Here is a 22671-nt window from a genome sequence, read left to right as displayed (position 1 = left end):
GGAAGTCCGTAATGCGGAATTCCCATATTTTTTATAATCTTTTTTTCAACAGTGCAATAAACTTCTCAAACTGCAATGGTGTTCCCTGAATTTCCTGTACCTTCAGGCGGTTCTTTTCGTTGAAGCCTACAAGAATATCATGATTTGCTTCTGCTAAGTAGTCGATGATACCGTCGATATCGGATTTTAAGTTCTTCGGACACTGGATGTATAAGTGCTTTTTCGCAGAGATACACAGCGTATAGGAGATACTGAAATGGTACCAGAAGAACTTGTGCAGGGTGGAATGTTTATAAAGCCAGATGATTTCCTGAATCGGAACAAAGGCAATTCCATCCGTAGAGATTTCAATAAAGAAATGCTCGGTAATAAACATATCTTCCGTAGCCAGCTGTGGCAGTGTCGCCAGTTCTTCTTCTGCCTGCATAAGAAGAGTCTTCGGAGAACCGAACCGGGCAAGCTGCTGGCAGGGCGGTGACAGCCATGGAAAATGAATGTATACAAAATAACATATGATACTGAAAATGGCATAAAGTCCACTGCATGCAAAAAGCAGAATCAGAAAGATACTGAAGCCGTAACGGAAACCGGGCTCACTGATATAATAGGAGGAGCTTTCTCCGTAAATACCGCTGTCTGTCCAGTTCAAATCTGCTGCAATTTTAGAAAGCAGGGTATGGTAGGATTTGGTTGCGGTCTGGATTTTGGCATGAACGGTTACTTTGTTAATATTCGGAAGTCCCTCTTCGCTGGTCTTCGGAGAGAGCAGTACGATATTACAGCACCCATCCTGAATTGTATAGTAGTAATATCCATGGGTCTGCCCTAAGACTTCCTGTGTGTATCCGGTAAATTTTAAATCCGTCAGCGTAATACTGACATACCGGTCATTCTCTTTATATAATTTATCAAGAGAAGTTTTTTCGTTGATAACCTTCGGACTTAAGATGGTGCCGATGGGAAAGATAATCCAAAGAACAATCAACAGTATCATATATAGAATCGGCGAAAAAAGCTTATGCCGGTAAAGACTTTTGATGTGGTTGGATATATAGTGGTCTAATTGGTTTGTCATAATTCCTCCCAGTAGTGTTATGATTTTAAGTATAAAGTTTTAGGGAAAAATAATCAAGCCTTAGGAAGCGACTACTTGCTTTTATCAGGGAAAATTGTTAGTATTACAGAAGAATAGGACAGAAAGAGTGGTTGTGTGGAAGCATATACAGAATTTGCAACAGTTTATGATACATTTATGGACAATGTCCCTTACGAAGCATGGAAAAAATATCTGGTGGACATATTAAAAGCAGAGGGGATAAAAGATGGCCTGCTTTTGGAACTTGGCTGTGGAACCGGAAGGATGACGAGACTTTTAGCAGCAGAAGGTTATGATATGATTGGGGTGGACAATTCCGAGGAAATGCTTTCGGTAGCCAGAGAATATACCATGGAAAATACAGAGATACTGTATCTTCTTCAGGATATGCGGGAGTTTGAATTGTATGGAACCATCCGGGCAGTAGTAAGTGTCTGCGATTCCATGAATTATATCATGTCAGAAGAGGATTTGAGACAGGTATTTTCCCTGGTCAATAATTATCTTGACCCGGGCGGAATCTTTATTTTCGATATGAATACCAGATATAAATATGAGGAACTCTTAGGAGACAACAGCTTCTGCGAGACCAGAGAGGACAGCAGCTTTATCTGGGAAAATTATTATGACCCGGAGGAACAGGTCAATCAGTATGATTTAACACTTTTTATCAAAGAAGAGGATGATTTGTTCCGGAGATATGAAGAAACACATTTTCAGCGGGCGTATGAGATAGAAACCGTACGAAAATTAATCGAAGAAGCCGGTATGAAATGGGAAGGTGTCTTTGACGTAGAGACGGGAAAAGAACCGACAGCCTGCAGTGAACGGATTTATATCATCGCAAGAGAACAGGGGAAATAAGAAGAAAGAGGAAGAAAAAATGTCAGATTATATGGTGAGAGCAACAGCTGCAGATGGACAGATTCGTGCATTTGCGATTACATCAAAAGAGATGACGGAGGAAGCAAGAGTCCGTCATAACAGCAGCCCGATTGTAACAGCAGCATTAGGACGTGCCATGAGCGCAGCAGCAATGATGGGCAGCATGATGAAGGGAGAAAAAGACCTTCTGACCCTGCAGATTCAGGGCGATGGTCCGATGCATGGCCTTACGGTAACTGCCAATGCTAACGGGGGTGTAAAAGGCTATCCGGGCGTGGCAGACGTGATATTGCCACCTAATGCAGCCGGTAAATTAAATGTAGGCGGAGCCATTGGAAATGGTGTTTTAAGTGTCATAAAAGACATGGGATTAAAAGATCCGTATGTGGGACAGACAGAGCTTCAGACCGGAGAAATCGCAGAGGATTTAACCTATTATTTTGCAGTATCCGAGCAGGTACCATCTTCCGTGGGTTTAGGAGTTCTCATGAATAAGGACAATACAGTGCGTCAGGCAGGCGGGTTTATCATTCAGCTGATGCCGTTTACAGAGGACGCAGTCATTGATGCCCTGGAGCAGAAAATCGCACAGATAGCATCTGTAACAGAAATGTTGGAAAAGGGTATGACACCGGAAATGATTTTAGAGGAAATCTTAGGAGAGATGAAGCTTGAAATCAATGATACGATGCCGGTTGCCTTCCGCTGTGACTGTTCCAAAGAACGTGTGGCAAAAGCACTGGCAAGCTTAAGCAAGAAAGATTTGGATGATTTAATCAAGGATGAAGAACCGATTGAAGTAAAATGTCATTTCTGTAATGATAATTATGTATTCAGTCCGGATGATTTAAGGGAGATAAGAAAATGAGAGATGGATTTATCAAAGTAGCAGCAGTAACACCAAAAGTAGTAGTCGCAGATCCGGTAGAAAATACCATTCGAATAAAAGCGGCAGTAATGGAAGCAGCAGCAAACGGAGCCAAAGTCATTGTGTGCCCGGAACTTTGCATTACCGGATATACCTGTGGAGATTTATTCTTACAGGAGACTTTGTTAAGAAGCGCAAGGGAGCGGCTGGTATGGCTGGCAAAGGAACTCGGTGCTTTGGATGCCGTTGTATTTGTTGGTCTGCCCCTGATGCATGAAGGCAAGCTTTATAATGTGGCAGCAGCTTTAAACAAAGGCGAGATTATCGGCATCGTGCCAAAGACCCATATTCCAAATTACAATGAATTCTATGAAGCAAGATATTTTTCTCCGGGAAAAGAAGAAGCAGAGGGTGTAGATATTGCACCGGCTTATCATGTACCGATGGGAAGCCACATTTTGTTCCAGTGTGATGATGTATTGCCGGAGCTGGTAATCGGTGTGGAAATCTGCGAGGATGTATGGACACCAAACCCGCCGAGTATTTCCCATGCTCTGGCAGGAGCAACTTTAATCGTAAATCTTTCTGCCAGTGATGAGACAACCGGAAAGGATATTTACCGGAGAGAGCTTGTTGCAGGACAGTCTGCCCGCCTGCTCTGCGGTTATATCTATGCCAGTGCCGGAGATGGAGAATCCACACAGGATGTAGTATATTCCGGTCATAATATCATTGCAGAAAACGGAGTGGTTTTAGCAGAATCCGAACGTTTTACCAATGAGACGGTATATTCTGAAATTGATATGGAACGTCTGGTATCCGAAAGACGGAGAATGAGCACTTTTGCAGCAGGCAGCAGAAGCGAGGATTATCTTAGATTTTCTTTCTTTATTGATAAATCAGATACCACACTGAGCCGTTTTGTGGATCCGGCGCCATTCGTTCCGGGCAATAAGGGCAAGCGTGATAAACGTTGTGAAGAGATTTTAGCTATTCAGTCCATGGGACTTAAGAAACGGTTAGAGCATACCAGATGTAAATGCGCAGTGGTAGGCATTTCCGGTGGACTGGATTCCACACTGGCACTTCTGGTTACGGTACAGGCGTTTGACCGGCTGAAGCTTCCGAGAGAGCAGATATATGCAGTTACCATGCCGGGCTTTGGAACCACTGACCGTACCTATGAGAATGCATTAAGTCTCATTCGCTGTCTTGGCGCAAAGCTGATAGAAGTGGATATCAAAGAGGCAGTACGCATTCATTTCCGGGATATTGGTCAGGATGAGAGTGTACATGATGTCACTTATGAAAATGGACAGGCAAGGGAACGTACCCAGATTCTGATGGACATTGCCAATAAGAATAATGGTATGGTAATCGGAACTGGAGATATGTCAGAGCTGGCATTGGGCTGGGCTACCTATAACGGTGACCATATGTCCATGTATGGAGTGAATGCATCCGTACCGAAGACGCTGGTGCGCCATCTGGTACACTATTATGCAGACACCTGTGGAAACAAGGAACTTTCAATTGTACTTTATGATGTCTTAGATACACCGGTCAGCCCGGAACTGCTTCCACCGGAAAATGGAAAAATCGCCCAGAAGACAGAGGATATTGTAGGACCATATGAACTGCATGATTTCTATTTATATTATGTGATGCGATTTGGTTTTGCTCCGGCAAAAATATATCGCCTGGCACAGGTGGCATTTGCGGGGCAGTATGACAATGCAGTGATTTTGAAATGGTTAAAGACCTTCTACCGCCGTTTCTTCTCACAGCAGTTTAAACGTTCCTGTTTGCCGGATGGACCAAAGGTCGGTACGGTAGCAGTATCACCAAGAGGTGATTTAAGAATGCCAAGTGATGCATCAGTGCGTATCTGGATGGATGAAATCGAACATTTGAAATAAAAAAACTGCTGCTCAAAATGGAGCGGCAGTTCTTTTATAAAAACCTATATGTGCTTAAGCTGTTTTTCAAAAGATTCTTTTGCCTTGCTGCGGCCGAAAGCAAAGTTCCTGCCGTAGACGAAAGAGTACATGACAGCAGCCATTACAAATGCAGTAACCACATCAAATACAGAATGCTGTTTTAAGAACATGGTTGCAAGAATAATGCTGACCATAAGAATGAAAGAAGCCAGCTTTAACTTCGGACGATCCTTAAATTCTTTACTGTTACAGATTGCAATGTGAACACCGAGCGAATTATAAACATGAATACTTGGAAACAGGTTTGTCGGTGTATCGGTTGCATAAAGCCAGGCTACCATATGGGTGAAGACATTGTCATGCTCAAAGGAATGCGGGCGGAGATAATGTCCGTTTGGATAGAGGCTGGATACTACCAGAAATACAGTCATTCCCACAAACAGGAATGTACAGAGCCGGTAATAATCTTCTTTATTTTTGAAGAAAAAGTAAAGAACCGCATATGCGACATATCCAAACCATAACATATATGGTACGATGAAAAATTCTATAAATGGGATTTTATCATCCAGTGCAGTATGTATTACGTTGAAATTTGAAGTCACATGTTTTTCCAGATAGGTAAACCATGGAAAATATATGAATACATACAGCAGAACCCATGCGTGCTTATATTTTTGAAAAAATGCTTTGAGATTTTGCTTAAAGTTATCTTTTTTCAACATCGGATTCCCCTTTTTTAATGTAAGAATACTACTTCTATGGTGGAATTCTAGCACAGCATTTTTTAAAAAACAATGCTATAAAATCGAATTTAATAATTTTTATGGAATTCTTAAGATTTTAATGGAAAAGGAACATTTTCATTGTGCAAGAATACAAGAAAATGTATTTCATTTTTTAAATAAATATTACAAATGCGGGATTTCATTGACAAAGAAAAACGGTCAACTATAATGGAAACTAGCAAAATAGAAAGGTTAAGGGATATGAAGAAGAATGAAGAGAAACAGCAGGAAACTGCAAAGGAAAAAATGAGCAGAAAAAAACTCCTTTGTGTAATCGGAATTCCTGTAGGAATATTAGTTGTGATTTATCTGGTACTGGCACTGTTTTTTCAGAGCCATTTTGCATTTCGTACCACGATAAATAATGTGGGGGTATCCGCTTCCTCAACCAGTGGTGTGGAAAAGAAGATCACGAAGCAGGCATCCAGGTATGAGATGAAACTGGTGGAGCGTGAGGATAAGACAGAGAGCATCAGTGGAACAGACATTGACATGGAGCCGGTATTTGATAAGCAGGTAAAAGAGCTTTTAAAGAAACAGAATGGATTTGCATGGCCGTACTATCTTATTTCTCCACAGAAATACGAAGCGGAGACCATGATATCTTTTGATGAAGAAAAATTGAAGGATGTTCTGGATCATTTGTCCTGTATGGATGAAAGCAAATGGACGGATTCCGAAAATGCACAGATTAAGGATTATACAAAGGATGGTTATGAAGTGCAGCCGGAGGTATATGGAACAAAAATCGATAAGGATGCATTTACGGAGAAAATCAAAGAAGCCTTGGATAAAATGCAGCCGGAGTTTGACCTTTCCGGGGAAGGCTGTTATGAAGACCCTAAGGTAAAAGAAGAGGATGATGTATTTCAGGATGCATTGGATACTTTGAATAAATATACCCAGATGAAGATTACCTATCAGGCAGAAGGCAAGGATGATGTGGTTTTGGATGGAGAAACCATCAGTACCTGGCTTTCTGTGGATGATGATTTCAATGTGTCTGTAGATGATGAGGCATTGAGCGCTTATGTAAAAGCTATGGCAAAAAATTATAATACCGCCTATGGAAACCGGACACTGGATACCTCTTATGGACAGACAGTGACAATTTATGGTGGAAATTACGGATGGTGGGTAGATAATGCAGCTGAAAAGGAAATGATACTGGAGGATTTGAAAGCCGGTAAGGATGTAACAAGAGAGCCGGTTTATTCCCAGACGGCCAACAGCCATGGTGAGAATGACTATGGTAATACATATGTGGAAATCAATCTGACCGCACAGCATTTGTTTTTCTATAAGAACGGATCACTGGTGGTAGAATCTGATTTTGTCTCCGGTAACCTTGCAAAGAATCATGGAACGCCGTCCGGCTCTTTTGGTGTTACTTATAAGGCAAAGGATGCGGTGCTTCGCGGCGAAGATTATGAGTCTCCGGTATCTTTCTGGATGCCTTTTAACGGTGGTGTTGGAATGCATGATGCCAGCTGGAGAAGTACTTTTGGTGGAACAATTTATAAAAGAAGCGGTTCACATGGATGTATCAATCTTCCATACAGTGCAGCAAAAACAATTTATGAAAATATAGAAGCTGGTTATCCGGTGCTTGTTTATGAACTGCCGGGAACCGAGAGCCAGAAGGGCAAGGATATGGATGCAGCATCTGCAGTAGATGAGGCAATCACCTCCATTGGAGCAGTAACCCTGGACTCCGCAGGAACCATTGCGTCTGTCCGTTCCCAGTATGATGCTTTATCTGACAGCGCCAAAGCATATGTAAAGAATCTGAATGTGCTGACAGCAGCCGAGTCAGCTCTGTCACAGTTGCAGTATGAACAGGCCCTGCAGGAATTGCAGAATCAGGAAAGTATAGATGCACAGAATGTAACGAATACAATCATGGCATTGCCAGATACGATAACTGCCACAGATGCAGCAGCAGTAGCCAATGCAAGAAATGCCTATAATGCCTTAAGCGAGGGCGCAAAAGCGAAGGTACCACAGAGTGCACTGGACAAGCTGGCAGCCGCTGAAGCAGCATTGTAGGGAATTGGAATAAAGAATAAGAACGCCAGCTTCTGTTCAGACAATTTTAGTATGATGAATGTCTGTAGGAACCACTGAAAATAAATTGAAAATAGAAATAACACCAGCCTCTGTCTGGATGATTGCAGATACATGAGGGAGGGTTGTTAGGGACTTATGAAATTCGTTCGGAAACAGGCAACGCCGGTACAGGGATGTACCGGCGAGGCGCAGATGAACATGGATGTGAATTTGCGCCGGTTGTCAGAATCATATATGTTTTTATCGAATTTCCAATGTCCCTTACAGCTCTCTCTCGTATCAAAATCATCCGAACAGAGGCTGGTGTTATATATATATTTATATTTTCATGTTTATTTGTAATTATCATAATGCATATGGAAAAATGTTGCCAAATAGCAATTGAGATGTTGCAGACTAGAACGGCAATATTGCAAAGAAACAGGGCATATAGTATAATCTTATCAAGAAGTAAAAAATATAAATTATGTTGCTGACGAGCACAAAGACAGATGAATAATATCCTGTGAAAATGTGCCGGATAACAGGAACGGATGAAAATAAATCGAAAGGAGAATGTATTGATGAAAGAGCAGGTTTTGACAAGGTTTAAGGAATTATTTGGGGATGAAGGAGACATCCGTGTGTATTTTGCACCGGGACGTGTGAATCTGATTGGAGAGCATACGGATTACAACGGCGGTCATGTATTTCCCTGTGCACTGACCATTGGAACTTATGGCGTGGCAAGAAAACGTGCCGATAAGAAACTGAGATTTTATTCCATGAATTTTGAACAGCTTGGTGTGCTGGAATCTTCCATTGAAGGCTTGAAACCGGAGAAAGAAGCAGACTGGACGAATTATCCGAAGGGTGTTATCTGGGCGTTTGGAGAAAAGGGCATGCAGGTAGATACCGGACTGGATTTGTTATTATTTGGAAATATCCCGAATGGTTCCGGACTTTCTTCTTCTGCATCTGTTGAGGTACTGACCGGATATATCTTAAAGGACTTATTCGGATTTGGTGTAACGAATCAGGATCTGGCTTTAATCGGACAGTTTTCAGAGAATAAATTCAATGGAGTGAACTGTGGCATCATGGATCAGTTTGCCATTGCCATGGGAAAAGCAGAGCATGCGATTTTCTTAGACACGGCTACTTTAAAATATGAATATGCGCCGGTTCGTTTAAAAGATGCTAAAATTGTAATTTCCTGCAGCAATAAGAAGCGTGGTCTGGGTGATTCGAAATATAATGAACGTCGTGCAGAGTGTGAGGAAGCACTGGCAGAATTACAGAAGGTGGTGGACATCAAAAGTCTTGGTGAATTGTCCGAGGAACAGTTTGAAGAGTATAAGGGAGCCATCGGAAGTGAGGTCCGCATGCGTCGGGCAAAACATGCGGTATATGAGAACCAGAGAACCCTAAAAGCAGTGGAAGCTTTGAAAGAAAATGATGTGGAAACCTTTGGAAAGCTGATGAATGCATCCCATGTATCCTTAAGGGATGATTATGAAGTAACCGGAATTGAACTGGATACCTTAGTGGAAGAAGCCTGGAAGGTGGATGGAGTCATTGGATCCCGTATGACAGGTGCAGGCTTTGGCGGATGCACCGTCAGTATTGTAAAGGATGAAGCAGTAGAGCATTTTATTGAAGCAGTAGGCAGTGCCTATGAAAAGAAAATTGGATACAGCGCAGATTTCTATGTGGTAGAAATTGGAGACGGTCCATCCAGACTGGCATAAGAAACAGGAGGTAAGTCATGATTTGTGAAGATATCTTAAAATTAACAGAATATGGCATGGTAACCGGACTGGTTCCGAAGGAAGATGAAAGATTTACCATCAACCGCCTGCTGGAATTGTTTGAATTAGAAGAATTAGATGAGGACGCTGTGGCAGCTTATCAGTCACGGACTCCGATGAGCAGAGAAGAAGCAGAAGAGAGTCTGGAAGAATTATTAAACCGTCTGCTGGATTATGCTTATGAAAATGGCATTTTAAAGGAAAACAGTGTAGTATACCGTGATTTGTTTGATACGAAAATCATGGGAATGCTGATGCCGAGACCAGGTGAAGTAATTCATAAATTTCAGAGCCTTTATGAGAAGGATGCAAAGGCGGCAACAGATTATTATTATACTCTTAGCCAGGACAGTAATTATATCCGCAGATACCGTATCAGACGTGATATGAAATGGACCGCAGAGACGGAGTTTGGTGAACTGGATATTACAATTAACTTATCCAAGCCGGAAAAGGACCCGAAAGCCATTGCAGCTGCAAAGCTGGCAAAACAGAGCGGCTATCCGAAATGCCTTTTATGTAAGGAAAATGAAGGTTATGCAGGAAGAGTCAACCATCCGGCAAGACAGAATCACCGTATTATTCCGGTAACCATCAATCATAGTGACTGGTTCTTACAGTATTCTCCTTATGTGTACTATAATGAGCACTGCATCGTGTTTAATGGAAAGCATACACCGATGAAAATCGAGAAGGCAACCTTTGGAAAACTGCTGGATTTTGTAAAACAGTTTCCGCATTATTTCGTTGGCTCCAATGCAGACCTGCCGATTGTAGGAGGTTCGATTTTAAGTCATGACCATTTCCAGGGTGGACATTATGAATTTGCCATGGCAAAGGCACCGCTGGAAAAAGAGATTACCTTTGCGGGCTTTGAAGATGTGAAAGCCGGAATTGTAAAATGGCCGATGTCAGTTATCCGCCTGTCCGCACCGGATACAGAACGGCTGATTGAGCTGGCAGATAAAATACTTCTGACCTGGCGTGGCTATACGGATGAGGCAGCATTTATTTTTGCAGAAACAGACGGGGAGCCACATAATACCATTACGCCAATTGCAAGAAAACGAGGCAATAATTACGAACTGGATTTAGTGCTTCGTAATAATATTACAACAAAGGAGCATCCGCTGGGCGTATATCATCCGCATGCAAAGCTTCATCATATTAAGAAGGAAAATATCGGCTTAATCGAGGTAATGGGTCTGGCAGTGCTGCCGGCACGTCTGAAGGACGAGATGGCACAGCTTAAGACGGCAATTCTTTCCAGGGCTGATTTACGGAGCAATGAAGTTTTAAGTAAGCATGCAGACTGGGTAGAGGAATTTTTGCCGAAATATGAGAGCATTACGGAAGAAAATATCGACGGGATTATCCGAAAGGAAATCGGACTGGTATTCCGTGAAGTTCTTCTGGATGCCGGTGTATACAAATGCACCGAAGAAGGAAGAGAAGCATTCTTACGCTTTATTGACACGGTAAATAAATAGAAAAAGGCGTTTATCCGGGAGAGGGATTCTGGTTAACATAAGAAAAGAGCATCATTGGCATAAGGTGTCATCCAATGGGAAGGATGAAAAACACCGCCTTTGATGCTCTTTGTTGTATGTTATGACTCTTGCAAGAAGGAAAGAAATGCATTAATATAAGAGCAATATGATAAATTATGCAAAAGAATAAGGGCAGAATGGAGATTTTATGAAACAGCAGATAAAGAGTTCTTTGATATTATTATTGACCGCAACCATCTGGGGCGTTGCTTTTGTAGCCCAGAGCGTGGGCATGGAATATATTGGTCCATTTACCTTTAACGCAATCCGGTGCGTTCTGGGGGGACTGGTGCTAATCCCGGTTATTCTGGTTTTAAAGAAAAAGAAAGAGACAGGAGCAGAAAATCAGGAAAAAGAGGATAAAAAGACTTTGTGGGCAGGCGGAATTGCCTGTGGTGTAATTCTTTGCATTGCATCCAATCTGCAGCAGTTTGGCATTATGGAAGCAAGCGTTGGTAAATCTGGCTTTTTTACGGCGTTGTATATTGTGATGATTCCGGTTATCGGCATCTTTATTGGAAAGCGTCCGGGAATCAAGCTGTGGTTTTGTGTAGCACTGGCAGTTGTGGGAATGTATCTGCTTTGTATGAAGGACGGCAGTTTTACCATTGAGCGGGCAGACATCATGCTTCTTTTATGTGCACTGGCATTTTCCTTTCATATACTGGTGGTTGATTATTTTTCGCCGAAGGTAGACGGCGTAAAAATGTCCTGTATACAGTTTTTTGTATGCGGAGTACTTTCAGCAGTAGGAATGCTGTTTACAGAGACACCGGACATTTCCAATATTCAGGCGGCATGGCTGCCTTTGTTGTATGCGGGACTTCTTTCCTGCGGCGTTGGCTACACCTTGCAGATTGTAGGACAGAAAGGCATCAACCCGGTTATCGCATCCCTTATTATGAGCCTGGAATCCGTGATTTCCGCACTGGCTGGCTGGGTGATCTTGGGACAGGTATTATCACCAAAAGAAATTTTAGGCTGCGTATTGATGTTTGTGGCAATTATTATCACGCAGATTCCCATCGGAAACAAGAAAACAGATTGATTTTACGGATAGTCTCAGCTATACTGTAACAGAATAGAAAGAGAAAGAAGGCATAAGATATGTTGTCAAAAAAGATAAAACAGGCAATGGCAGGAAGCTCTGCAATTCGTGCCATGTTTATGGAAGGAAAAGAAATGGCTGCCAGATATGGGGCAGAAAATGTGTATGATTTCAGCCTTGGCAATCCGGCTACACCAGCACCGGAAAAAATTAAGACAGCAATTTATGATATTTTGGATAAAGAAGACCCGCTTGTGGTGCATGGATATATGGCAAATGCAGGCTATGAGGAAGTAAGGGAGGCAATTGCAGAGAACTTAAATGAACGCTTCGGAACCAATTTCCATGGGAAGAACCTGATTATGACAGTTGGTGCAGCAGGCGGTCTGAATATTATTTTTAAGACGATTTTAGATCCGGGCAATGAAGTTATGGTATTTGCTCCGTATTTTGGTGAATATAAAAGCTATGCCGCAAACTTCGATGCAAAGATTGTGGAAGTCATGCCAAATGAAGCAGATTTTATGCCGGATTTAGCAGACTTTGAACGAAAAATTACAAAAGATACAAGAGCGGTTATCATCAACAATCCGAACAACCCGACCGGAGTGGTATATTCAGATGCAACCTTAAAAGAGATTGCCAGAATTTTAACTGCGAAGGAAGAGGAATTTGGAACCGATATTTATCTTATTTCCGATGAACCATACCGTGAACTGGTTTACGACGGCGTACAGGAGAATTTCCTGACGAAATATTATAAAGATACGCTGGTAGGATATTCCTTCAGTAAATCTTTATCACTTCCGGGCGAGCGGATCGGTTATGTGGTAGTGCCGGATGAAGCGGCAGATTCCGCAGAATTAATCGAGGGAATTACCGTATCAAACCGTACTCTTGGCTTTGTAAATGCACCATCCCTCATTCAGAAAGCAGTGGCAGAGTGCTTAAAGGAAAAGACCAATCTTGAATTTTATGACCGCAACCGTATTGCTTTATATGAAGGACTGACGAAGCTTGGATTCACCTGCATTAAACCACAGGGAGCATTTTATCTGTGGCTGAAATCTCCGGTTGCAAAGGAAGAAGAATTTGTAGAAGCTGCGAAGAAATACCATTTGATTCTGGTAAAAGGAAGTGCCTTCGGCTATGGCGGTTATGTACGCCTTGCATACTGCACTTCTTATGAGACAGTAGTAAATTCCATGCAGGCATTTGCAAAGCTGGCAGCAGAGTATGGACTGAAGGCAGCAGAATAAAAAATCGGAAAACGAAAGAATGATAAAATCAAGCAGCAGATAGAAGGAGTAAGACATGAAAGCATGGGAAAATAACATACGCAAAGTTATCCCGTATATTCCGGGAGAACAGCCGAAGAAAGAGAAAATGATAAAACTGAATACCAATGAGAATCCGTATCCACCGGCACCGGGAGTAAAGGATGTTTTAACCTCTTTTGATACCGACCGGCTGCGTCTTTATCCGGATCCAAAGATTGAGAAACTGACGGACGCAATTGCAGAACGATATGGTTTAAATTCCAATCAGGTATTTGTGGGCGTTGGCTCAGATGATGTACTTGCCATGTGCTTTATGACATTTTTTAATTCTAATCGTCCGATTCTGTTTCCAGATATTACTTATTCTTTCTATGATGTCTGGGCAGAGGAATTCCGTATTCCATATAAGCAGATTCCGCTGGATAGGAATTTTACAATTTGCCCGGAGGATTATGCTGGGGAAAACGGAGGAATTGTATTTCCAAATCCAAACGCACCGACAGGAAAGCTGCTTCCGTTAGAAGATGTGGAACGCATCATTGCACAGAATCCGGATGTCATTGTTATTGTGGATGAAGCATATATTGATTTTGGTGGAACATCTGCATTGCCGCTTATTGATAAATATGACAATGTATTGGTAGTCCAGACCTTTAGCAAATCCCGTTCCATGGCAGGCATGCGGATTGGATATGCGATGGCACAGCCTGAATTAATCAAATATTTGAACGATGTTAAATATTCATTTAATTCTTACACCTTAAATTCCCTTACGATTGAAATGGGAACGGCTGCTATTTTGGATGAAGCTTATTTTAAAAAGACAACACAGAAGATTATTGCAACGAGAGAGCGTACCAAGGAAGAACTTCGGGCACTGGGATACCGGATGGATGATTCAAAGAGCAACTTCCTCTTTGTAACCCACGATACGATTTCCATGGAGAAGCTGTTTGAAGATTTGAAGAAGAAGGACATTTATGTCCGTCATTTCTCCAAACCGGAGCGGATTGCAAATTACCTGCGTATTACCATTGGTACAGATGAAGAAATGAATACGCTGATTACGTTTTTGAAAAACTATAAACAGTCATAATTCATTAGGAAAGGAGTATTATGTTATTACATTATCTGATTGTATTTTTTGTTTCCATGGTACCACTGATTGAACTGAGGGGAGCGATTCCATTTTCACAGGGCTTTGGACTTCCATTGATACCATCTTATATTATTTCCATCATTGGAAATATGCTGCCGGTACCATTTATTTATTTCTTTGCAAGAAAAGTACTGATTTGGGGTGCAGATAAGCCGGTTATCGGAAAATTTTTCACTTGGTGCTTAGAAAAAGGTGAAAAGGGCGGCAAGAAGCTGCAGGCAAAGGCAGGAAGAGGATTGTTCCTGGCATTACTGCTCTTTGTTGGAATCCCGGTGCCGGGAACCGGAGCCTGGACAGGAACTCTGGCAGCCAGCATCTTAGATATGGATTTTAAATCATCTGTTATCGCAGTGATGCTTGGCGTATTGCTGGCTGGTGTAATTATGATGTTAATCAGTGTTGGTGCATTTTCTATGATTCGCTAACAGGGTGGAATGTAAAAAGGATATCTAAGTGATAAAAAGCACAGCGTGTATAGTAATGTTATTTACTATATATTCTGTGCTTTTTAACTTTACAGGAAATTGCTTTCCTGTAAAGTTAAAAACGCTCCGCGAGGATGCGCACTGCGGCGTATAAGGTAGATGTCGCAAGCGACCGCCGCAGGTGCGAAAATGTGCTAAGGAACATTCTTTGTTTAATAATGATTTAATTTCTAATACTTTAAACTACAGTGTCGATGCTTTTTCGGCAAAATCTGTATTTACAAGATCTTCATAAGGAGCGGCACCGGAGAGAACACCAGACTCTTCTAAAATAGTAAGCATTAAGTCATAGCCTTCTTCCCGGAGTATTAAATCTGTGTTCCAGGTTTCCTGGTCATAGTAGCGGCTTACAATAAGTGTAAGGGTTTTAAGATCTGTTTCGCTAAACTGCGGTACAATGACAGAGGCAATTTCTTCCGGACTGTGACCTGCTACATAATCCATGCCTTTCTGTAAAGCATTGGTGAAATGCTGGATAAGGTCGGCATTTTCCTTAAGATAGCTTTCTTTGGCACAAAAAGCAGTATATGGAAGGTAGCCGGAATCCACGCCAATGGAGGCTACCACATAGCCGTCACCGGACTGCTCCAAAGCAGTAGCGGATGGTTCAAATTCAATGGTATAATCTCCCTGCCCGCCGGAAAAAGCCGCTGCGGTAGAACCAAAGTCAATACTCTGGTCGATTTTGACTTCGGAAGGAGAAACACCATTTTCCCGGAGTACATATTCATATACCATTTCCGGTGTGCCACCGGCTCTTCCGCCCAGCACATCTTTTCCAATCATATCTTCATAGGAAAAGGAATCGGTGTTTTCCCTTGCAACCACAAAGTTACCGGCACGCTGGGTAAGCTGTGCAAAATTGATGACATGGTCTTTTGCACCTTCCGTGTAGGCATAAATGCTTGCCTCTGTTCCCATGAACCCTACATCTGCATCCCCGGAAACAACGGCAGCCATAGTTTTATCCGCTCCAAAGCCGGTGGTCAATGAGAGCTCGATTCCCTCATCTTCAAAGTAGCCTTTTTCGATGGCCACATACATCGGTGCGTAAAAGATGGAATGTGCCACTTCATTTAATTTTACGGTTGTTAATGCTTTAGAATCATCTGATTTGCAGGCACAAAGCGGGAAGGACATAAGAAGAATTAAGAAAAGAGAAATACCTTTTTTATAAAATCGTTTCATAGAGCATCCTTAAAAGACATTTGTATTATAGTATGAAAGACAGATGAAAATGTGCTATGATGAATAGGATAGGATTGTCTGAAATTTAGAAAACAGTATTAAGACAAGAGATATAAAAGGAGAACAGAACATGAACGACTACGTAGACCTTCATACTCATACAATTGCAAGCGGACATGCTTACAGTACTATTGAAGCAATGATAAAGGCGGCAGAGCAGAAAGGAATCCGGCTCTTTGGTATTACAGAGCATGCTCCGAAAATGCCGGGAACCTGCAGCGAGTTATATTTTAATAATCTTCGCGTGCTGGAAAGAAAGCATGGAGAAATGTATACGCTGTTTGGCGCAGAACTTAATATCATGGATATGGAAGGGCATGTGGATCTGCCGGAGCGTACCTTGAAGCAGATGGATTTGTGCGTTGCAAGTATGCATGGTCCGTGTTTTCATCCGGGAACCATAGAAGAAAATACGAAAACTTATCTGAATGTGATGAAAAATCCCTATGTAAATATTATCGGACATCCGGATGATTCTTATTATCCGGTGGATTATCGTGCATTGGTGGAAGGTGCAAAGGAACATCATGTATTGTTAGAGGTCAACAATGGCTCCCTGACACCGGGTGGCTTCCGGCAGAATACGAAGGAAAACAGCTGCAAAATGTTAGAACTTTGCAAGGAATATAAAGTTCCGGTTATCATGGATTCCGATGCGCATGTGGATACTGCAGTTGGGAATCATCAATATCCATTGGAAGTTATTCAGATGGTAGATTTCCCGGAAGAACTGGTGGTCAATACCAATGTGGAACTGGCGAAGAGTTTTTTGAATTATTTTAAATCACCGGAACATCTATAAGGAGTTATCACAGGTGAGAAAAGAATATCAACAGCGGTATTGACAGAAAACAAGAGTTAGCATAAACTAACTCTTGTAAGGAACATTACAATACACACAAAATACTTTGGACGTAAAGGGAGCAGACTTTTGATGCGGGTCTGCTCCTTTTATATGTCATCCATTAGGGGATTGCGATGTGGGAGAAAATTTATTAAAAAATTTTGCAGCAGTCGAAGCACATTGATTTTCATATGATGAAACGTCACCGTTCTAAGAGGTCTGTTTTTCTTTTTACGATAAAAACCGTCTTTTCTATGTTTGACAAAATATTGGTACTGATCGTCGAAGTGCAGATGCCTGATAAGGGCTGTTAGGGGCACTTGGAATTTCGTCTGGCAACAGGCAACGCTGGTACAGGGATGTACCAGCGAGGCACAATTGAACATGGATGTGAATTTGTGCCGGTTGCCAGATGAAATGAAAAGTATATCGAAATTCCCAGTGCCCCTTGCAGACATTAGGTGGCATCTGTCCTCGACGGACAGTACCAATATTCTGTCAAAGCAACAGAAAAGACAGTTTATCATCAAGAAAAACAGACCCCTAAGAACGGTTGACATTTCACATAAAAGAAAATCAGATGTGCTTTGACTGCTGCAAAATTCTTTGATTCTAAATGTTATCTCCACATCGCAATCCCCTAATTCTGCCAGTGAATCTCACCTGCATCAAGAACCGCAAACCGGATTAACTCTGCACTGTCCAGGTTCTCATGATGCATATCGATTCCGTTAATTGAATGATTATCATAGGTCGTATAGTAATAAATCCCCTTATCCGTATTGCAGCAGGAAGTGTAGATTGTAATTTCATATTTCCCATCAGCAACTTCACAGCAGCCCCGCTGCTGGTCGACGGAACCTAAGATATGAAAGAACTGGCTGACACTATCGATTTCTGAACTGCCGGAAATGGAATGTAGTCTGGTGAAAGCAACCCGGATAAAACGGGATTGGGAAGATAAATCGCCCGGCAGACCCAAAGCCCCCATACCGCGGCTGTAAGCCTGTAAGTTGAGTTTGTCGGAAAAATGATTTTCCGGCTGCCTGGATGAGAGAGCCGCATAATTATTTAAAGCAAACATCTGCATTGGAAAAGGTGGATTGTTGGTCAGCACACCGGCAGGATTGTCATAGATATGAAGCCCGTCTGCCATGGATTCCACAACGATGTTTTCACTTTTGTCGGCAATCATCCAGTGAAGCTGTGCTGCCGGAAAATGGCTGGCAAAAACAGTTCCAACGAGATTCATCTGCACTAATTTTTCTTTGGCTTCTGAAACAGAAGCACACTGGCTTAGAATCCATGGAATAAATTCAAACTGTGCAACATTTTCCTTTGTATCAATAATATCAGCATAAGCGGCATTTCCCACAAAGTTAAGCCCTGCCATGCAGACACCTTTTTCATTGCAGGCATCATAATAAAGAGGATAGTCAACACCATTGTCCGGTGCTACATGAGCCATGCCAATCATGGCATAGTGGGAGCTTAAAGTCCCGGCATGACGGAAATGAAACGGATAGTTGCGGGGGGTAATGGTGACTTCATTGCCATAGGAAAATTCATAATCAAGGGTTCTGCCCATGTAGAAGTTTTTTGTTTGATAAGTAGCTGCGGTGCACATAAAATAGCCTCCTTTTATCTTTCTTTTGTATTAGTATTCTGCTGAAAAATCAGATTTATGTAATAGGACTATTATAACGTGGATACAGGGGTAAATCAAATTGAGAAATAATGAGAAAAAATATCGATAAGAAAGGTACTATTTTCAATAACAGGTGTTATAATACAACTGGATTAGAAAGAACTAACATAAAGTAGTAACAACTAAGAAAGGAAGCACATTATGGGAAGATATTATCGGATGTCTAAAAAAGTAACAGAGGATCAGGTGAAAGAAATTCTTCGTGAAACATTAGAATTAGAAGATGTAGAGGAAGCAGAATATGAGGCAGAGACACAGCTTCTTAAAATTGTAACCAAAGATAACCAGTTTGCAGGTGTTATGACCAAAGTGGTAAATATCTGCAGCAGAATCGGCAAAGGAGCAGAATTATCATTTGCAAAATTTTTCATTGAAGGATAGAAAGTGAAGGGATTATTTGAAAGCTTGTGAATATTGCGGCACATCTCCATGATATTGGAAAAATCGGTGTTCCGGATGCTGTTTTAAATAAAGAAGGAAAGCTTGATGATGAGGAATGGGAGGCAATGAAGAAACATCCCTCTATTGGAGCTGCGATTCCATTGATGCCATGACTTCAAACCGGAGTTATCGCAAAGCACATGATTTTGATTACTGTTATCAGGAAATCAAAAATAATCTTGGCAAGATGTATGACCCGATTATCGGACAGTATGTCTTAGACCACTGGGAAGAAATTATTTCCGTAATCAAAATTTCAAGATAAGATTCTGTTGTTGATAAGAATTCTCAATAATGAAAAAGAGTATGGACAATGGGTTTTAATGGCGGTAAGCTAAAAAACAAACAGAAATAGGAGGAATACATATGTTTGATTTTGTGAAAAAATTTAACTGGAAGAAGACCGGAATCTTTGCTGCCGGTGTATTGTTTGGAACAGCCGGAATTAAAATATTAGGTAGTAAGGATGCAAAGAAAGTCTACACAAACTGTACAGCAGCAGCATTACGTGCAAAGGAATGTGTCATGAAGACTGCTTCTAATATCCAGGAGAATGCAGAGGATATTTATGCAGAGGCACAGCAGATTAATGAAGACAGAGCTGCTAAAGCAGCAGAATATACAGATGAATCTGTAGAAGATGCAACAGAAGAAACTGTAGCAGAATGAACATTGGACATGCGATTTTGCTCGTTGTTCATGTAAACTATGAGAATCACCTGCAGAATATGCTGTAGGTGATTCTTTATCTGAGGAAGTATGTAATATGAGATTTGTTATAAAACATGAGATAAAAGGAAGACTTCGTATTCATATCATTCAGGGCGGGATGAGTTTTCGCCAGGCAGATATGATGGAATATTACCTGAGTAACTGCAAATGTGTCACTTCAGTGAAAGTAAATGAACGTTTACAGGATGCAGTAGTCTGTTATGTGGGAAATCGTGAGGAGATGATAGAGACACTGCGTCATTTCTCTTATCAGAAAGTGGATGTGCCAGAGACTTTTTTACAGAATTCCGGCAGGGAGCTGAACCGGACTTACTGGGACAAGCTGGTAAATAAAGTGGTACTCCGTATGGGCAGTAAGATGTTCCTGCCATATCCAATCCGCGCAGGAATTACCATGGTCCGTTCCGTGAAATATTTGTGGGCTGGAGTGTCTGCATTGGCGAAGGGCAGGATAGAGGTTCCGGTGCTGGATGGAACAGCTATTGGAGTCTCTCTGCTTCGCAATGACATCAATACAGCAGGTTCCATTATGTTCTTACTGGGCATTGGAGAAATCTTAGAGGAGTGGACACACAAGAAATCCGTTGATGATCTGGCAAGAAGTATGTCCTTAAATGTCAGTAAAGTATGGCTGTGTCAGGATGGACAGGAAATACTGGTACCGGCATCTGAGATTAAAGAAGGCGATGAAGTCTGTATTCATATGGGAAATGTCATTCCGTTTGATGGCGTGGTAACGGAGGGGGATGCGATGGTAAATCAGGCATCCTTAACCGGCGAATCCCTTCCGGTGCATAAGAGTGTAGAAGGTTATGTCTATGCCGGAACTGTATTGGAAGAAGGAGAACTGACCATTCGTGTCAAAGAAGTAAATGGCTCCAGCAAATTTGAAAAAATTGTCACGATGATTGAAGAGTCAGAGAAGTTAAAATCTTCCCTGGAAAGTAAAGCCGAGCATCTGGCAGACCGCCTGGTTCCGTATACATTATTAGGAACAGGCATTACCTGGCTCTTTACCAGAAATACCACAAAAGCATTAGCAGTTCTTATGGTGGACTTTTCCTGTGCATTAAAACTTGCAATGCCGGTATCTGTATTGTCTGCAATCCGTGAAGCAAGTGTGCACAATATTACTGTAAAAGGTGGCAAATTCTTAGAGGCAATGGCAGAAGCAGATACCATCGTCTTTGACAAAACAGGTACTCTGACCAAAGCACAGCCTACCGTAGTGGATGTGGTTTCTTTTATGGATAAGCCCACGGAAGAACTTTTACGTATTGCTGCCTGCTTAGAGGAACATTTCCCTCATTCTATGGCAAAAGCAGTTGTAGATGCAGCCCAGGAAAAGAATCTTGTGCATGAAGAACTACATTCTAAGGTGGAATATATTGTAGCACACGGAATTTCTTCCACCATAGAAGGAAAGAGTGTGGTAATCGGAAGCTATCACTTTGTATTTGAAGATGAAAAATGTGTGGTTCCGGAAGGCTATGAAGAACAGTTTAACAGCCTTCCATCAGAATATTCACACCTTTATATGGCAATTGAGAACCGCCTTGCAGCCGTTATCTGTATTGAAGATCCGCTTCGTGATGAAGCAGCAGCCGTTGTAAATTCCTTAAAGACAGCCGGAATTAAGAAAGTTGTTATGATGACAGGGGATAGTGAACGTACAGCATCCGCCATTGCAGCAAGAGTGGGCGTAGACGAGTATTACTCCGAGGTACTTCCGGAAGATAAGGCAAGTTTTGTAGAGAAAGCCAAAGCAGAAGGACACAAGGTCATTATGATTGGAGATGGTATCAACGATTCACCGGCATTATCTGCGGCAGATATTGGAATAGCCATCAGTGATGGAGCAGAGATTGCAAGAGAAATTGCAGATGTAACTATCGGTGCAGATAATCTTTATGAGATAGTAACCTTAAAGGTGCTGAGTAATGCATTGATGAAACGGATTCATAAGAATTACCGGACAATTGTTGGGTTCAATACAGGACTGATTGTGCTTGGCGTGGCAGGAGTCCTGCAGCCAACTGTATCTGCATTACTTCATAATACATCTACCTTGGTAATTACCTTAAAGAGTATGCAGAATCTTTTGGATTAAAAATTTCCTGAAACAGAAATTTTGCGGTTCAGGAGAAGAAAAATTTTGAATAGAAAATTGAAAAGAAAATTTTTCGAAAAACGGTTTACTTTCACACTTTAATATGCTAACATTTTTGTATTGAAATAAGTATAATATGAAAAGGAGAGGCAGAATGAGTAAGAATGTAAGAACGGAAGCAGTGGATCATTTGTTTGATGCAATCTTAAGCCTTGAAAATAAAGAGGAATGTTATAAATTCTTTGAAGATGTCTGTACGGTAAATGAATTACTGGCATTCTCACAGAGATATGAAGTGGCAAAGATGTTGCGTGAGCAGAGAACTTATCTTGATATTGCAGAGAAGACTGGTGCATCAACGGCAACCATCAGTCGTGTGAACCGTTCCTTGAATTATGGATGCGATGGATATGATATGGTATTTGCCAGAACGAATGTGAAGCCGGTAGAAGAAAAAAAAGAGGAAAATTAAAACGAAGAGTAGAGATAAAATTAAAACGATATTTAATTTTTACACAAAATCATGTAAATGATAAAGAAAAGCACCGGTTCAAAAACTGGTGCTTTTTCGATTTACAGGAAATTACTTTCCTATAAAGTAAAAAACGCTCCGCGAGGATGTGCCAAGG

21 protein-coding genes are annotated in these 22671 nt (G+C 41.5%); 17 read left to right on the top strand and 4 right to left on the bottom strand.

Annotation, left to right across the window (positions count from 1 at the left end; all coding sequences use genetic code 11):
* Positions 1–31 precede the first annotated feature (31 nt).
* Positions 32–1075, bottom strand: coding sequence for a DUF6709 family protein (locus tag OCV43_RS08655; RefSeq protein ID WP_022243394.1), 1044 nt, complete (start codon positions 1073–1075; stop codon positions 32–34).
* Positions 1076–1210: 135 nt separating this feature from the next.
* Here OCV43_RS08655 and OCV43_RS08650 point away from each other — a divergent pair, with 135 nt between their 5' ends.
* The 3 genes from OCV43_RS08650 to OCV43_RS08640 are packed head-to-tail and all read left to right on the top strand — an operon-like array spanning position 1211 to position 4768.
* Positions 1211–1960, top strand: a complete 750-nt coding sequence (locus OCV43_RS08650) for a class I SAM-dependent DNA methyltransferase (RefSeq protein ID WP_117947759.1) — start codon at positions 1211–1213, stop codon at positions 1958–1960.
* 19 nt (positions 1961–1979) lie between these two features.
* Positions 1980–2849 (top strand): Hsp33 family molecular chaperone HslO, encoded by an 870-nt coding sequence (gene hslO / locus OCV43_RS08645; protein ID WP_262623868.1) that lies wholly within the window; start codon positions 1980–1982, stop codon positions 2847–2849.
* On the top strand, positions 2846–4768 hold the full coding sequence (locus OCV43_RS08640; RefSeq protein WP_262623867.1) for an NAD(+) synthase: 1923 nt from the start codon (positions 2846–2848) through the stop codon (positions 4766–4768). Before hslO ends, OCV43_RS08640 begins: the two co-directional genes overlap by 4 nt.
* 44 nt (positions 4769–4812) lie before the next feature.
* Here OCV43_RS08640 and OCV43_RS08635 read toward each other — a convergent pair whose 3' ends face one another.
* Positions 4813–5514 (bottom strand): phosphatase PAP2 family protein, encoded by a 702-nt coding sequence (locus OCV43_RS08635; RefSeq protein ID WP_227709975.1) that lies wholly within the window; start codon positions 5512–5514, stop codon positions 4813–4815.
* Between the two features lie 264 nt (positions 5515–5778).
* On the opposite strand from OCV43_RS08635, the gene OCV43_RS08630 reads away from it, so the two are divergent.
* From OCV43_RS08630 to OCV43_RS08600, 7 genes are all read left to right on the top strand, one after another.
* Entirely contained in the window at positions 5779–7626 is a 1848-nt protein-coding gene (locus tag OCV43_RS08630; protein WP_262623866.1) for a peptidoglycan binding domain-containing protein, read from the top strand.
* A gap of 584 nt (positions 7627–8210) precedes the next feature.
* Positions 8211–9377 (top strand): galactokinase, encoded by a 1167-nt coding sequence (locus OCV43_RS08625; protein WP_199534364.1) that lies wholly within the window; start codon positions 8211–8213, stop codon positions 9375–9377.
* A gap of 17 nt (positions 9378–9394) precedes the next feature.
* Positions 9395–10927, top strand: coding sequence for a UDP-glucose--hexose-1-phosphate uridylyltransferase (galT, locus tag OCV43_RS08620; RefSeq protein ID WP_262623865.1), 1533 nt, complete (start codon positions 9395–9397; stop codon positions 10925–10927).
* A 208-nt stretch (positions 10928–11135) separates the two neighbouring features.
* Positions 11136–12035, top strand: a complete 900-nt coding sequence (locus tag OCV43_RS08615; protein WP_022243402.1) for a DMT family transporter — start codon at positions 11136–11138, stop codon at positions 12033–12035.
* 59 nt (positions 12036–12094) lie between these two features.
* Positions 12095–13294, top strand: coding sequence for a pyridoxal phosphate-dependent aminotransferase (locus tag OCV43_RS08610; protein ID WP_262623864.1), 1200 nt, complete (start codon positions 12095–12097; stop codon positions 13292–13294).
* A 55-nt stretch (positions 13295–13349) separates the two neighbouring features.
* Positions 13350–14411, top strand: a complete 1062-nt coding sequence (gene hisC, locus OCV43_RS08605) for a histidinol-phosphate transaminase (RefSeq protein ID WP_262623863.1) — start codon at positions 13350–13352, stop codon at positions 14409–14411.
* A gap of 20 nt (positions 14412–14431) precedes the next feature.
* Positions 14432–14899, top strand: coding sequence for a COG2426 family protein (locus OCV43_RS08600; RefSeq protein WP_262623862.1), 468 nt, complete (start codon positions 14432–14434; stop codon positions 14897–14899).
* Between the two features lie 243 nt (positions 14900–15142).
* Here OCV43_RS08600 and OCV43_RS08595 read toward each other — a convergent pair whose 3' ends face one another.
* Positions 15143–16147 carry an ABC transporter substrate-binding protein gene (locus OCV43_RS08595; protein WP_331494985.1) on the bottom strand — a complete coding sequence of 335 codons (1005 nt, stop codon included), beginning with the start codon at positions 16145–16147 and terminating at the stop codon, positions 15143–15145.
* Between the two features lie 130 nt (positions 16148–16277).
* Between OCV43_RS08595 and OCV43_RS08590 the strand changes: the two genes are divergently transcribed.
* Positions 16278–17009 (top strand): phosphatase, encoded by a 732-nt coding sequence (locus tag OCV43_RS08590; RefSeq protein WP_118639204.1) that lies wholly within the window; start codon positions 16278–16280, stop codon positions 17007–17009.
* A gap of 682 nt (positions 17010–17691) precedes the next feature.
* Here OCV43_RS08590 and bsh read toward each other — a convergent pair.
* The gene (gene bsh, locus OCV43_RS08585) at positions 17692–18678 is read right to left on the bottom strand and encodes a choloylglycine hydrolase (RefSeq protein WP_262623861.1); all 987 of its coding nucleotides are present in this window, start codon (positions 18676–18678) and stop codon (positions 17692–17694) included.
* Between the two features lie 222 nt (positions 18679–18900).
* Between bsh and OCV43_RS08580 the strand changes: the two genes are divergently transcribed.
* The 6 genes from OCV43_RS08580 (at position 18901) to OCV43_RS08555 (ending at position 22514) form a co-directional block, all read left to right on the top strand.
* Positions 18901–19140 carry a hypothetical protein gene (locus tag OCV43_RS08580; RefSeq protein WP_262623860.1) on the top strand — a complete coding sequence of 80 codons (240 nt, stop codon included), beginning with the start codon at positions 18901–18903 and terminating at the stop codon, positions 19138–19140.
* Between the two features lie 26 nt (positions 19141–19166).
* Entirely contained in the window at positions 19167–19313 is a 147-nt protein-coding gene (locus OCV43_RS14015) for an HD-GYP domain-containing protein (RefSeq protein WP_227709966.1), read from the top strand.
* Positions 19256–19465, top strand: a complete 210-nt coding sequence (locus OCV43_RS08570) for a hypothetical protein (RefSeq protein WP_022243410.1) — start codon at positions 19256–19258, stop codon at positions 19463–19465. The genes OCV43_RS14015 and OCV43_RS08570 overlap by 58 nt, the downstream gene beginning before the upstream one ends.
* Before the next feature lie 101 nt (positions 19466–19566).
* On the top strand, positions 19567–19869 hold the full coding sequence (locus OCV43_RS08565) for a DUF6110 family protein (protein ID WP_022243411.1): 303 nt from the start codon (positions 19567–19569) through the stop codon (positions 19867–19869).
* Positions 19870–19966: 97 nt separating this feature from the next.
* The gene (locus OCV43_RS08560) at positions 19967–22042 is read left to right on the top strand and encodes a heavy metal translocating P-type ATPase (RefSeq protein ID WP_262623859.1); all 2076 of its coding nucleotides are present in this window, start codon (positions 19967–19969) and stop codon (positions 22040–22042) included.
* 154 nt (positions 22043–22196) lie between these two features.
* Positions 22197–22514, top strand: coding sequence for a YerC/YecD family TrpR-related protein (locus tag OCV43_RS08555; RefSeq protein WP_022243413.1), 318 nt, complete (start codon positions 22197–22199; stop codon positions 22512–22514).
* Positions 22515–22671: the final 157 nt, after the last annotated feature.

The sequence above is a fragment of the Roseburia amylophila genome (genome assembly GCF_025567465.1).
GTDB classification, from domain to species: Bacteria; Bacillota; Clostridia; order Lachnospirales; family Lachnospiraceae; genus Roseburia_C; species Roseburia_C amylophila.
The sequence above is the reverse complement of the archived record's forward strand: the minus strand, read 5'-3'. Positions and strand labels throughout refer to the sequence as shown.

Excerpts from the sequence above, each read along its gene's own strand:
- OCV43_RS08640 (WP_262623867.1), top strand. The coding sequence starts at position 2,846 with ATGAGAGATGGATTTATCAAAGTAGCAGCAGTAACACCAAAAGTAGTA.
- OCV43_RS08580 (WP_262623860.1), top strand. The coding sequence starts at position 18,901 with ATGGGAAGATATTATCGGATGTCTAAAAAAGTAACAGAGGATCAGGTG.
- OCV43_RS08615 (WP_022243402.1), top strand. The coding sequence starts at position 11,136 with ATGAAACAGCAGATAAAGAGTTCTTTGATATTATTATTGACCGCAACC.
- OCV43_RS08590 (WP_118639204.1), top strand. The coding sequence starts at position 16,278 with ATGAACGACTACGTAGACCTTCATACTCATACAATTGCAAGCGGACAT.
- OCV43_RS08555 (WP_022243413.1), top strand. The coding sequence starts at position 22,197 with ATGAGTAAGAATGTAAGAACGGAAGCAGTGGATCATTTGTTTGATGCA.
- OCV43_RS08610 (WP_262623864.1), top strand. The coding sequence starts at position 12,095 with ATGTTGTCAAAAAAGATAAAACAGGCAATGGCAGGAAGCTCTGCAATT.
- hisC (WP_262623863.1), top strand. The coding sequence starts at position 13,350 with ATGAAAGCATGGGAAAATAACATACGCAAAGTTATCCCGTATATTCCG.
- bsh (WP_262623861.1), bottom strand. The coding sequence starts at position 18,678 with ATGTGCACCGCAGCTACTTATCAAACAAAAAACTTCTACATGGGCAGA.
- OCV43_RS08600 (WP_262623862.1), top strand. The coding sequence starts at position 14,432 with ATGTTATTACATTATCTGATTGTATTTTTTGTTTCCATGGTACCACTG.
- OCV43_RS08625 (WP_199534364.1), top strand. The coding sequence starts at position 8,211 with ATGAAAGAGCAGGTTTTGACAAGGTTTAAGGAATTATTTGGGGATGAA.
- OCV43_RS08595 (WP_331494985.1), bottom strand. The coding sequence starts at position 16,147 with ATGAAACGATTTTATAAAAAAGGTATTTCTCTTTTCTTAATTCTTCTT.
- galT (WP_262623865.1), top strand. The coding sequence starts at position 9,395 with ATGATTTGTGAAGATATCTTAAAATTAACAGAATATGGCATGGTAACC.
- OCV43_RS08570 (WP_022243410.1), top strand. The coding sequence starts at position 19,256 with ATGGGAGGCAATGAAGAAACATCCCTCTATTGGAGCTGCGATTCCATT.
- OCV43_RS08630 (WP_262623866.1), top strand. The coding sequence starts at position 5,779 with ATGAAGAAGAATGAAGAGAAACAGCAGGAAACTGCAAAGGAAAAAATG.
- OCV43_RS08560 (WP_262623859.1), top strand. The coding sequence starts at position 19,967 with ATGAGATTTGTTATAAAACATGAGATAAAAGGAAGACTTCGTATTCAT.
- OCV43_RS08635 (WP_227709975.1), bottom strand. The coding sequence starts at position 5,514 with ATGTTGAAAAAAGATAACTTTAAGCAAAATCTCAAAGCATTTTTTCAA.
- hslO (WP_262623868.1), top strand. The coding sequence starts at position 1,980 with ATGTCAGATTATATGGTGAGAGCAACAGCTGCAGATGGACAGATTCGT.
- OCV43_RS08565 (WP_022243411.1), top strand. The coding sequence starts at position 19,567 with ATGTTTGATTTTGTGAAAAAATTTAACTGGAAGAAGACCGGAATCTTT.
- OCV43_RS08655 (WP_022243394.1), bottom strand. The coding sequence starts at position 1,075 with ATGACAAACCAATTAGACCACTATATATCCAACCACATCAAAAGTCTT.